The organism is Lentzea albidocapillata (assembly GCF_000719115.1).
Lineage (GTDB): Bacteria > Actinomycetota > Actinomycetes > Mycobacteriales > Pseudonocardiaceae > Lentzea > Lentzea albidocapillata.
This window is the reverse complement of the sequence record NZ_JOEA01000010.1, coordinates 108,956-120,741: the sequence shown is the minus strand read 5'-3', so window position 1 is coordinate 120,741 and position 11,786 is coordinate 108,956. Positions and strand designations below refer to the sequence as shown.

The window sequence follows — 11,786 nt, the reverse complement described above, 5'->3', positions numbered from 1 at the left end:
CCTTCGACGTGGGGTTTTAGTCGCGTGAAGGAGGTCAGGTCGGTGGCGCTCGTCGTCCAGAAGTACGGCGGTTCATCGGTTGGAAGCGCCGAGCGGATCAAACGCGTGGCCGAGCGCATCGTCGCGACCAAAAAGGCGGGGAACGACGTCGTCGTCGTCGTGTCCGCCATGGGTGACACGACTGATGAGCTGCTCGATCTCGCCCGCCAGGTCTCGCCGGTGCCGCCCGCCCGTGAGCTCGACATGCTCCTCACCTCCGGTGAGCGGATCTCCATGTCGCTGCTCGCGATGGCGATCAACACGCTCGGTGCCGAGGCGCGCTCGTACACCGGCTCGCAGGCCGGCGTGATCACGACTTCGGTGCACGGCAAAGCGCGGATCATCGACGTGACGCCGAGCCGGATCCAGGACGCGACGTCCGAGGGGGCCATCGCGATCGTCGCGGGCTTCCAGGGCGTCTCCCAGGACTCGAAGGAGATCACCACGCTCGGCCGTGGCGGCAGCGACACCACCGCGGTGGCACTCGCGGCCGCGACGAAAGCCGACGTGTGCGAGATCTACACCGACGTGGACGGCGTCTACACCGCCGACCCGCGCATCGTGCCGAACGCGAAGAAACTCGACACGATCAGCTACGAGGAAATGCTCGAGATGGCCGCCTGTGGCGCCAAGGTGCTGATGCTCCGCTGCGTGGAGTACGCCCGGCGCTACAACGTCCCCGTGCACGTCCGCTCTTCGTTCAGCAACAAGACCGGAACCATCGTGTCCGGTTCAGTGGAGGACCTTCCCGTGGAACAGGCGATGATCACCGGCGTCGCGCACGACCGGTCCGAGGCCAAAATCACCGTGACGGCAGTTCCCGACCACCCCGGCATCGCGGCCAAGATCTTCCGCGTCGTCGCGCAGGCGGAGCTCGACATCGACATGGTCGTGCAGAACGTGTCCCAGGCGGCGTCCGGCCGTACGGACATCACGTTCACGCTGGCCAAGGTCGACGGCCCGCGCGCGGTGGCCGCGCTGGAGAAGTCCCGCGGCGAGATCGGGTTCGACCAGGTGCTCTACGACGAGCACGTCGGCAAGGTGTCGCTGATCGGCGCGGGCATGCGTTCGCACCCCGGCGTCACGGCGACGTTCTGTGAGGCGCTGGCCACGGCCGGCGTCAACATCGACATCATCTCCACCTCGGAGATCCGCATCTCGGTCATCTGCCGCGACACCCAGCTCGACGACGCCGTCCGTGCCCTGCACGACGCGTTCGACCTGGGCACCGACGAAGAGGCCGTCGTTTACGCAGGGACTGGACGATGACCGCCCCAGTGCTCGCGCTTGTGGGCGCGACCGGTGCCGTGGGCACCGTGATGATCGACATCATCAACACCCGTTCGTCCGTGCCGTGGGGCGAGATCAGGCTGATCGCGTCCCCGCGCTCGGCGGGCAAGAAGATCAACGTGCGCGGCCAGGACGTCACGGTCGTCGCTCTGTCGGCCGAGGCGTTCGACGGCGTCGACATCGCGATGTTCGACGTGCCGGACGAGGTCAGCGCCGAGTGGGCGCCGATCGCCGTCGAGCGCGGAGCCGTAGCGATCGACAACTCCGGTGCGTTCCGGATGGACGCCGACGTGCCGCTGGTCGTGCCCGAGGTGAACGCGGACCAGATCAACGAGCGTCCGCGCGGCATCATCTCGAACCCGAACTGCACGACGCTGTCGATGATGGCGTCGCTGGGCGCCCTGCACCGCGAGTTCGAGCTCAAGGAACTCGTCGTGGCCTCCTACCAGGCCGCTTCCGGCGCCGGCCAGTCCGGCATCGACCGCCTCTACGCCGAGATCGCGGCGCTGGCGGGCAAGGAGGCGGGTGTGTCGGCGGGCGACGTGGCCGAGGCGCTGACCGCCGCCGGTCTGTCCGCCGAGGACTCGCCGTTCCCGGCTCCGCTGGTGCTGAACGTGGTGCCGTGGGCCGGTTCGCTGAAGGACGGCGGCTGGTCGTCCGAGGAGCTGAAGGTCCGCAACGAGGCCCGCAAGATCCTCGGCATCCCGGACCTGAAGGTCTCCGCGACGTGCGTCCGCGTCCCGGTCGTCACGACCCACTCGCTGTCCGTCCACGCGACGTTCGCCCGCGAGATCACGGTCGAGGCCGCGCACAAGATCTTCGAGTCGCAGCCGACGATCGTCCTGGTCGACGACCCGGCCGCGCAGAAGTTCCCGACGCCCGCGGACACCGTGGGCGAGGACCCGACGTACGTCGGCCGCGTGCGCCAGGCGCTGGACTTCCCGAACACGCTGGACTTCTTCGTGTGCGGTGACAACCTGCGCAAGGGTGCCGCGCTGAACACCTACGAGGTCGCGGAAGAGCTCGCGAAGCGCCTCTGAACGACGTGAGTCGAGGGCCCCTGCCGGTGCGAAACGGCAGGGGCCTTCTACTTGTCCGCATGAGCTTGCTTGTGTCCGTCTACCTCCTCGACGAGAACGGCAACAGACAGTTCCCGGAGACCCCGGCCGGCTGCGAGGAGCTCGCGGGGTTCGAGAGCTGGCGCACCGAGGTGTGGGGCAACGAGGCCGTGCGTGCTCTTGGCGCCAGGTTCTTCCCGGTGCTGGCGGAGAACGACCTCTACGTGACGCCGGACCAGGTTCCGGACTTCATCCGGGAGACGAAGGTCCTCCGCGCGAACCTGGCCTCCTTCGCGCCGCAAGGCGTCGACGAACGCCGCACCCGCGAGTGGTACCTGGAGGGGATCTCCTCGCGCCTGGCCAACATCCAGATCGCGGCGGGCTGGGCGTTGGGCGCCGGTGGCGGCATTGTCATCTGGTGACGCCGTCCGTCCGGGTATGGTCGGACGGCGATGGGGGAGATCGAATGGATCAGGCCGCCGCGACTTTCTCAGGTCGTGGCCGCCTATCAGGGTTTCGCGCACGGCGCGGGTGTCCGAACAGGACTGGTCGACCAGCTGGTCGCGTGTTCGGCAGGAGATCCGCTGACGGCGTTGGCCGAATGGGCCACGCAGCCGTCCGTTCAACCGGACCTGGTGTCGCGGCAGGCGGGAAACGGCGTCAGATCGCAGGGGCCTGGTGCGTTGGTCTGGGCGCTGCCCGCCGCCGTCCGGCGCCTCGAGGCGGACCAGGTCCGCGAGCTCGTCGCCCTCACGCACGGCAAGGACTCGCCGGCCGCCGATGCCGTGATCATGCTGGCCGAATACCTCTTCGAGCCCGAGAAGCTCGACCCTCCTGACGCCGACCCGTCGACCGCGGCGGGGGCGTTGGCACAGGCCGTCCGGGGTGAAGGCCGAGGTGTCGCGCGGGCGATCGCGGGAGCGCTCAGGGGCGGGCCGGAGCACGACGTCCGGAAGGTCGCCGAGCAGCTGCACCGGAGGTCGTGGTGAACAGGGACGAGGCGCTCGCGATCGCCGAGCGGTGGATCCTGGAGTGCCGGGGCGAGGAGTTCCGGATCGACCAGGACAGCGTGTTCCGCACGCGGGACGGCTGGGAGATCGGCTACGCCGTTCCGGGTAAGGACGGCAAGGTCCGCGCCGGCGGCAGGTGGCCCAGGCAGGGCGTCGAGGTGCATGTGCTCGGCACCACGGCCGTCATCGAGGATGGCAGCGTCAAGGACCGGCCGTGGGAGGCGCGGTTCGATCCCGAGCTGATCTCCATGCCGGGCATGCGCACGGACCCGGACTTCACCGCCGTCGCCGGCTGGACCGCTGATGGTGAGTTTCACCCGAACCCGGCGCGGGTGGCGGGCCCGATCGCGGCCGGCGACCCTCTGCCGCTCACCCCGATGGAACGGTTCCTCGACTACGTCGGACGCGGCTGGTACGGCCTGGACCAGTTGGGGCACAACGGCGTCCACGGCGAGGTCCTCATCCCTGGGGAAGTGCCGGCGACCCGGTTCGACTACCCGGAGACCCTCCCGGTCTTCACAAGGCCGGACCTGCTGCCCGCCGGCACGGCGGTGTGGACACGGGTCGCACTCAACACGTTCATCAGCAAGGTCTTCGCCGGCGACGACTTCTCCGGCACCCGGCCACAGCACCTGCACATCAACCCCGGCCTGTCCTTCGACACCGAGCTGCGGATGTGGACCTTTGTGGACGAGGCCGCCCAGCACCTCAGGATGTGCGGCTGCGCGCAGTACGGCGCGTTCAAGGTCGAGCGCTCGCCGTGGCTGAGCAGGGCGGACATCGCGACGCTGGACCACATCGTGAGCTCGGGCCCGGTCCACGCCGTGCCGGTGCGCACCGTCAAGGTCGAGTTCACGCTGGGCGTCGATGAGCAAGGCCGCAGGTTCGTCGTACGGGAGCGGGAAGCGGGTCAGGACAACGGAAAGCTGCGCGGCTGCCTGATCGGGGGTGCCATCGGTGACGCGCTGGGCGCCAATACCGAGAACCTGCCGATGGAGGTCGTCTACGAGCGTCACGGTCCGCAGGGCATCACCGACCTGCCCGACGACCCGGCGATCACCGACGACACCCAGATGACACTGTTCACGTTCGAGGCCATGATCAGGGGCCATGTGCGTGAGCGGACCACCGGTAACGGCGGGATCGTCGCGGTCGTGCAACACGCCTACCAGCGTTGGCTGCACACCCAGAAGACGCCTTGGGAGAAGGCGCGCGGACCACTGTCCACTCTGGACGAGCCGGACGGCCGTCTGATCGGCCACCGCGACCTGTTCCGCCTGCGGGCGCCCGGTCTCACCGTGACGTCGGCGTTGCAGCAGTACGGCCGCACCGGCGTCATGGCCACGGCCGAGAACCCGGCCAACGACTCGAAGGGCTGCGGCGGCGTCATGCGCGTCGCACCGATCGCCTTCTACGCCGACGACGCTTCGCAGGCTTTCGCGCTGGCCAAGTGCGCCGCCGGGCTCACGCACGGCCATCCGAGCGGGTACCTGTCCGCCGGGTTCTTCGCCGTACTCGTCTGGGAGGCGTTGAGGGGCAAGGGGTTACTCGACGGCGTCGACACGGCGATGAAAGCGGTCGTGCGGCACGAGGGTCACGAGGAGGTCGTCGCCGCCGTCGAGCATGCCATCGAGCTCGCCGCGCTGGGAGAACCGAGCGTGGCGCGCGTGGAGGAGTTGGGCGGGGGCGGCGTCGGTGACACGGCGCTCGCGATCGCGTTGTACTCGGCGCTGGTCACCGACGATCCGAACGAGGCGTTGCTGATCTCGGTCAACCACGGCGGCGACAACGACTCGACGGCGTCCCTGTGCGGCAACCTCGTCGGTGCGCTGCACGGCGTCGAGAAGATCCGCCCGGACTGGGTCGAGCGCGTGCAGTTTCGTGACGTCATCGACGAGATGGTCGCGGACTGGGAGACCGAGACGGGCCCGAACCCGCCGATGACCCAGGAGTGGTTCGTCCGGTATCCGCCGTCCTAGGGTCTGTTTCACAGGTCCGTGTTCGCGATAGCCGGGCCTGAGGCGGGCCCCTGACGGCACGGCCGAATGGACCACATACAACACCGGTATGCGGCCCATTCGGCCGCACCGCCAGGAACCACCTCAGGCTCGACTCTCATCGAACGAGACCTGTGAAACAGACCCTAAGGTGTGATCCATGGCGGAGAGCGACGATCAGTACGACGCGTTGGGCGCGATCTACGAGCGCGCCAAGCACATCCCGACCGGACTGGCCGAGCGCGCGACGCTGCTGTCCGCGGTCGGTGACCTGCTGGGCCGCTCGGTGCTGGACGTGGCCTGCGGAACCGGGTTCTACGCCCGGCTGTTCCACGACCTCGGCGCGACGACGGTCGTGGGCGTCGACTCGGCCGGGGAGATGATCGGCTACGCCCGCTACGTCGAGGAACGCGAGCCGCGCGGCATCACCTACGAGCAGCACGACGCGACGGATCTGCCGGTGTTCGGTGAGTTCGACGTCGTGACGGCCGTGTGGCTGCTGGGCTACGCGGACGACGAGTCCGCGATGGACGCCATGATCGCGAACCTGACCGCGAACCTCGCTCCTGACGGCCGGCTCGTCGTGCTGGTACCGAACCCGGACGCCGACTGGGACCTGCTCGCGCAGTACGGCCGCTACGGCTACGAGGTCTCCCGCACCGGCCCGATGAACGTGAAACAGCCGGTCAACGTGCATGTGCTGGGCGATCCGCCGTTCGACTTCGACTCGTTCTACTGGGAACGCGGCGTGTTCGACGGCGCGCTGACCCGAGCGGGTCTCGAAGTCACGCGGGAGCCCGCCGTGACGCCGGACGACGACCGTGGCGAGGAGTTCTGGGGACCGTTGCGGCAGTCCCCGAGCTTCGCCGTCTTCTCGGCCGTGCGAGGCGTTCGGTGATCGTTCTCGCGGTGGACCTCGGCACCTCGGCGACCAAGGTCGTCGCGGTCGACGCGCAGGCTCGTGTCGTCGCCTCGACCGAACGCCGCTATCCCATGCACACCAGCGGTCTCGAAGCCACGCACGACCCGCGGCAGGTGCTCGACGCCGCGCTCGACGCCCTCCGCGAACTGGCGTCGGAGGACGTGCGGGCCATCGCGCTGACCGGTGCGATGCACTCGATCATGGGCCTGGACGCGGATCTGAGTCCGATCACGGACGCCCTGAGCTGGGCCGACAACCGTGCCATCGAGCAGACCGAACGGTTGCGGGGGACCGAGGAAGGCCGTGCGCTGCACCAGGCGACCGGCGCGCCGATCCACTCGTTCACCCCGCTGATGAAGCTCGCCTGGTTCCACGAGAACGGCGTCCGCGCCGCGAAGTGGTGCGAGATCAAGGACTTCGTGCACCTGCACCTGACCGGCGAACTGATCAACGAGCACTCGTCCGGCTCCGGCACGGGCCTGATGAACATCCACACCCTGCAGTGGCACGAGCCGTCGCTGGAGTTCGCCGGCGTCACCGCGGACCAGCTCCCGCCGCTGGTCGAGCCCACCCACTCGACGCCGCTGACGGCCATGATCCCCGGACTGCGCCCCGGCATCCCGGTGATCGTCGGCGGTGGCGACGGGCCGCTGGGCAACCTCGGCGTCGGCGCGGCCAGGCCTGGTGCGGGTGCGGTCTCGCTCGGCACCTCGGGCGCACTCCGCGTGGCGCAGCTGGGGCCGGGGGTCGACGACGAAGGCCGCACGTTCAGCTACGCCATCGGCGAGGGCCTCTGGGTTCGCGGCGGTGCGATCAGCAACGGTGGCGTGGTCGCCCAGTGGGCCGCGGAGACGTTCGGCATTCCAGTCGGCGACCTGCTCGCCCAGGCCGCAGACGTCGACTCCGATGGGCTCGTCGCGCTGCCTTATCTGCTGGGCGAACGGGCACCGTGGTGGGACCCGACCGCGCACGCGGCGTTGCTCGGCCTCCGGCGCGAACACACCCCTCAACAGATCACCAAGGCACTGGTCGAGGGTGTGTGTCAGCAGCTGGCGCTCGTGCTGGACGCCGTGCCGCACGTCGAGTCGTTGCGGATCACCGGCGGTGCGTTCCGCGCTCCGATCTGGGCCCAGACCCTGGCGAACACGCTCGGCATGCCGTTGCACCTCACCGAGGACAGTGGTGGTTCGGCCGTGGGTGCGGCGCTGCTTGCGTGGCGGGCGCTGGACGAGATCGAGTCGTTGACCGTCGACCTCGTGCGGCCGACGCAGACGATCAAGCCGGATGAGGGGCTGGTCGAGAGGTACGCGAACGCACGGCCGTTCGTCGTGAAGGCTTACCGCGTACTGGAAGAGCTGTACGGCGAATCACATCGTTAGCAAAGAAAACCTTTTGCCATCCGCGTGAGGATGGCGGTGTGGACCTCGCCCCCTTCAAACACGTCCTGATGCTGCCCAGAGTCCGTCCGTTCGCACTGCTGATGTTCTTCGCGAGGATGCCTCCGGCGGCCACGGGCGTGATCCTGACGCTGCACGTCGCGGTCACGCTGGACAAGGGCTACGGCGCGGCAGGGCTGGTCGGGGCGGCGGGCACGATCGGCATGGGGCTCGGCGCCCCGCTGATGGGCAGGCTGATCGACTCGCGAGGTCTGCGGTCGATGCTGGGCGTGAGCGTCACGGCCTCGGCGGCGTTCTGGCTGACCGCGCCGTTGATGGGCTACTGGACGTTGCTGGTGACGTCGTTCCTGGTCGGACTGCTCGGCGTGCCGATGATGCCGATCGGGCGGCAGGTCATCACCGCGCTCGTGCCGGAGAGCCGGCGCCGGATCGCGCTGTCCGTCGACTCGATCTCGGTCGAGCTGTCGTTCATGGGCGGGCCGGCGCTCGGCGTGTTCGTCGCGACGAAGTTCTCCACGAGCGCCGCGCTGATGTTCATCGGCGTCTCGATCCTGGTCGCCGGGGTGCTCCTGTACTGGGCGAACCCGCCGATGGTGCACGAGGACGAGGTCGTCGACGGGCCGCAGCCCCGCGTGTTCGAGTGGATGCGGGGACGGATCGTCGGCGTGCTGGTCGTGTGTGCCGGGACGGCGGTGTGTCTCACGGGCATGGAGGTCTCGGCGATCGCGTCGCTGGAGCACATCGGCAAGCAGAGCTGGCTTGGCGCGGTGTTCTTCGCGATGTGCGCGGCGTCGATCGTCGGCGGCCTGGTCTACGGCGGCGTGAAGAGAGTGCCGAACGTGCTGGTGCTGCTCGTCTTGATGGCCGCTCTGGAGATTCCGGTGGGTCTGGGCGACGGGAACGTGCTGCTGCTGTGCCTGCTCCTCGTGCCGATGAACCTCATGTGCGCGCCATTGATCGCAGCCTCCGGTGAACACATCAGCAGGCTCGCGCCGCCCACCGCCCGTGGCCTGGCGCTCGGCCTGCAGGGGTCGGCGTTCACCGTCGGCAACGCGATCGGCGCACCGATCGCCGGCGTCGCGATCGACCGCGGGGGAGCACCGGCCGGGTTCGCGATCGTCGGCGTGATCGGACTGCTGGTCGCGGGCGTCGCCTGGCTGCTCTCGCGGCAGAACAAACCCGTTGCCAGCCAGGTGACGATGTCCTCGTGAACCTCGCCCCGTTCAGATCGGTCCTGGCGCTGCCGGGGGTTCGTCCCCTGATGCTGCTGATGCTGTTCGCCAGGATCCCTCCGACGGCGGCGGGCGTCACGGTGACGCTGCACGTCGTCACCACGCTCGACAAGGGCTACGCGGCGGCCGGCACCGTCGGCTTCGCGACCATGGTCGGCCTCGGCCTCGGGTCGCCGTTGATGGGCAAGCTGGTCGACTCCAAGGGCCTGCGGTTCGTGCTGGCACTGAGCCTGCTCGAAGGCGCCTTCTGGGTGACGGCGCCGCTGATGGACTACTACCTGCTGCTCGTGCTCGCTTTCGCCAACGGGCTCGTGGCCGTGCCGGTGATGTCGATCGGACGGCAGGCGCTCACCGCGATCGTGCCCGAACCGCAGCGCAGGCCCGCGTTCTCACTCGACTCGATCTCGGTCGAGCTGTCGTTCATGGTCGGGCCCGCCGCGGGCGTGCTGATCGCGACGAAGTACTCGACCGGGACGGCGCTGATCGTGATCGGCGTGGCGATCCTGACCGCGAGCGCGGTGCTGTTCCTCGTGAACCCGGTGCTGCTGCACGAGGACGACGTGACCGAGGGCCCGCCGCCTCCGTTGCGGCAGTGGCTGCGCGGGCCGATGATCGCGGCGCTGATCGTCCCGTTCGGCGCCACGATGGTGTTGTCCGGCATGGAGATCTCGGCGATCGCCTCGCTGGAGCGCTCGGGTCAGCAGAGCTGGCTCGGCCTGGTCTTCGTGGTGATGTGCGCGGCGTCGGCCCTCGGCGGGCTCTTCTACGGCAGCCTCAAACGGGTGCCGACCGGTGTGTTCCTGCTGGCTTGCATGGCTTTGCTGGAGATACCGGTCGGTCTCGGCGACGGCAACGTGTGGCTGCTGGCGCTCGCGTTGATCCCGATGAACCTCGCCTGCGCGCCGACGATCACGGCGTCGTCCGAGCTGATCGCCAAGAACGCGCCACCCACGGCCCGCGGGCTCGCGCTGGGACTGCAGGGTTCCGCCTTCACGTTCGGCGTCGCCGCCGGTCAGCCGCTCGCGGGACTCGCTGTCGACCACAGCGGACCTCCGCTCGGCTTCCTCGTCGCGGGCCTGGCCGGGCTGCTGGTCGCCGGTGTCGGCTGGGTGCTGTCGCGCCAGCGTCAGGCGGTCTCCTCCACGTCCTGAGCGGAGTTGGCCAGCGCGAAGCCGGTCCGGAGCGCACCGACTGCTTCGGACACGGCCTCGCGGAAGATCCCGCCGACGCCGAGCACGTTCGCGAAGCCGTGGAACAGGCCCTCGTGGCGGCGCAACACGACCGGCACGCCCTCGGCGGCCAGGCGTTCCGCGAAGGCCTCGCCCTCGTCGCGCAACGGGTCGTAGCCCGCGGTCGCGATGTAGGTCGGCGGCAGGTTCGACAGGTCCTCGGCCAGCATGATCGACAGGCGCGGGTCGTGCCGGTCCTTGCCGCCGGAGGTGTACTGGTCGAGGAACCAGTCGATCTTCTCGTCGGTCAGGAAGAACCCGTTGCCGAAGATCTCCCGCGACCGGCGGCGCACCGACGCGTCCACGCCGGGGTAGAGGAGCAGCAGGAACGCGAGGTCGATCTCGGCGCTGTGGGCCGTGACGGCGGCCAGGTTGCCGCCCGCGCTGTCACCGCCGAGAGCGATCCGCTTCGGGTCGATGCCGAGGTCCTCGGCCTTCGTGACGGCGTAGCGCAGCACGTCGGCGGCGTCGTCGGCCGCGGCGGGGAACGGTGCCTCCGGGGCGAGCCGGTAGTCGGCCGCGAGGACCCGGATGCCTGCCTCGCGAGCGAGGAAGCGGCAGAGGTTGTCGTGGGTCTCCAGGCTTCCGGTCACCCAGCCGCCACCGTGGTAGAAGATCAACAGTGGGGAGCCTTCCGTGAGGCCGTCCGGCGTGTAGAGGCGCCCGGCGAACTCGCCGACCGTGAGATCGCGCGAACCCACTCCGGTGATCTTCGGACCGGAGACGAGCTTCGAACTCAACTCCAGGTCCAGTCGGCTCTCGGATGCTGTCCTCGTGCGCCAACCCGTCCCGGACAGTTGCTGGAGCCTGAGCAGCAGCTGCGCCTCGGGATGCAGGTCCTGGCCGTCCAGGCGGATCGGCGCACCGGCGAGGAGACGGCGCACGGGGCCGGGGAGACCGAACGCGAAGCGCAGAGCGCCGGCCAGTACGGCCGCCTGGAAGTTCGACATGTGGTGCAGGTTACTCGCGAGTAGTGCTGGATCTCCAGGTAGCTGGAGGTGGAAGGATCGTTGTCATGACGGTGACGGTGGTAGGCATCGGGGGCTCGATCAGGTCCGACTCGCAGTCCGAACGGGCGCTGCGAGTGGCTCTGGAGGGTGCTCGTGAGCTCGGTGCGCGAACGATCCAGTACAGCGGCCCCGAGTTGGTGCTCCCGTTCTACGACCCGTCGGTGCCGGACCGCACGGACGTCGCCCTCCGGATGGTCGAGGACCTGCGCAGGTGCGACGGCGTGATCGTCGTGTCGCCCGGCTACCACGGCACCGTGTCCGGCCTGGTCAAGAACGCCCTCGACTACATCGAGGACCTGCGCGACGACGACCGTCCGTACCTCGACGGCCGCGCGGTCGGCACCATCACCGCCGCGTACGGCTGGCAGGCCGCGGTGAACACGCTCGCGGCGGTTCGCTCGATCGTGCACGCGCTGCGCGGCTGGCCGACGCCGCTGGGCTCCGCGATCAACTCCGCGCAGGTCAAGTTCGACGGCGACGGGGCCTGCTCGGACGCCGACGTCGACCGCAACCTGCGGATGATCGGCCGTCAGGTGGCCGAGTTCGCGCTGCGCCGCCCCATCTCGGACGTGAACTGAGTCACGATCGGGCATTTAGGTCGT

11 protein-coding genes are annotated in these 11,786 nt (G+C 69.1%); 10 read left to right on the top strand and 1 reads right to left on the bottom strand.

Annotated features, from left to right (window positions below):
* The first annotated feature begins 42 nt into the window (after positions 1–42).
* The 9 genes from IG04_RS0116940 (at position 43) to IG04_RS0116900 (ending at position 10,096) form a co-directional block, all read left to right on the top strand.
* Entirely contained in the window at positions 43–1,308 is a 1,266-nt protein-coding gene (locus tag IG04_RS0116940) for an aspartate kinase (RefSeq protein WP_030477623.1), read from the top strand.
* Entirely contained in the window at positions 1,305–2,369 is a 1,065-nt protein-coding gene (locus IG04_RS0116935) for an aspartate-semialdehyde dehydrogenase (protein WP_030477622.1), read from the top strand. Before IG04_RS0116940 ends, IG04_RS0116935 begins: the two co-directional genes overlap by 4 nt.
* A 59-nt stretch (positions 2,370–2,428) precedes the next feature.
* Positions 2,429–2,809, top strand: coding sequence for a hypothetical protein (locus IG04_RS0116930; RefSeq protein WP_030477621.1), 381 nt, complete (start codon positions 2,429–2,431; stop codon positions 2,807–2,809).
* A 30-nt stretch (positions 2,810–2,839) separates the two neighbouring features.
* Positions 2,840–3,376 carry a hypothetical protein gene (locus IG04_RS0116925; protein WP_144065616.1) on the top strand — a complete coding sequence of 179 codons (537 nt, stop codon included), beginning with the start codon at positions 2,840–2,842 and terminating at the stop codon, positions 3,374–3,376.
* On the top strand, positions 3,373–5,376 hold the full coding sequence (locus IG04_RS46520) for an ADP-ribosylglycohydrolase family protein (protein WP_144065615.1): 2,004 nt from the start codon (positions 3,373–3,375) through the stop codon (positions 5,374–5,376). The genes IG04_RS0116925 and IG04_RS46520 overlap by 4 nt, the downstream gene beginning before the upstream one ends.
* 178 nt (positions 5,377–5,554) lie before the next feature.
* Positions 5,555–6,292, top strand: a complete 738-nt coding sequence (locus IG04_RS0116915; protein ID WP_030477618.1) for a class I SAM-dependent methyltransferase — start codon at positions 5,555–5,557, stop codon at positions 6,290–6,292.
* Positions 6,289–7,695, top strand: coding sequence for a gluconokinase (locus IG04_RS0116910; RefSeq protein ID WP_030477617.1), 1,407 nt, complete (start codon positions 6,289–6,291; stop codon positions 7,693–7,695). Before IG04_RS0116915 ends, IG04_RS0116910 begins: the two co-directional genes overlap by 4 nt.
* 38 nt (positions 7,696–7,733) lie before the next feature.
* The gene (locus IG04_RS0116905) at positions 7,734–8,924 is read left to right on the top strand and encodes an MFS transporter (protein ID WP_036014910.1); all 1,191 of its coding nucleotides are present in this window, start codon (positions 7,734–7,736) and stop codon (positions 8,922–8,924) included.
* Positions 8,921–10,096, top strand: coding sequence for an MFS transporter (locus IG04_RS0116900; RefSeq protein WP_030477615.1), 1,176 nt, complete (start codon positions 8,921–8,923; stop codon positions 10,094–10,096). The genes IG04_RS0116905 and IG04_RS0116900 overlap by 4 nt, the downstream gene beginning before the upstream one ends.
* Here the strand turns inward: IG04_RS0116900 and IG04_RS0116895 are convergent.
* A complete protein-coding gene (locus IG04_RS0116895; RefSeq protein WP_030477614.1) occupies positions 10,072–11,124 on the bottom strand; it encodes an alpha/beta hydrolase in 1,053 nt (350 codons plus the stop codon). The two genes, IG04_RS0116900 and IG04_RS0116895, sit on opposite strands and share 25 nt — an antisense overlap.
* 65 nt (positions 11,125–11,189) lie before the next feature.
* Between IG04_RS0116895 and IG04_RS0116890 the strand changes: the two genes are divergently transcribed.
* Positions 11,190–11,762 (top strand): NADPH-dependent FMN reductase, encoded by a 573-nt coding sequence (locus tag IG04_RS0116890; protein ID WP_030477613.1) that lies wholly within the window; start codon positions 11,190–11,192, stop codon positions 11,760–11,762.
* Positions 11,763–11,786: the final 24 nt, after the last annotated feature.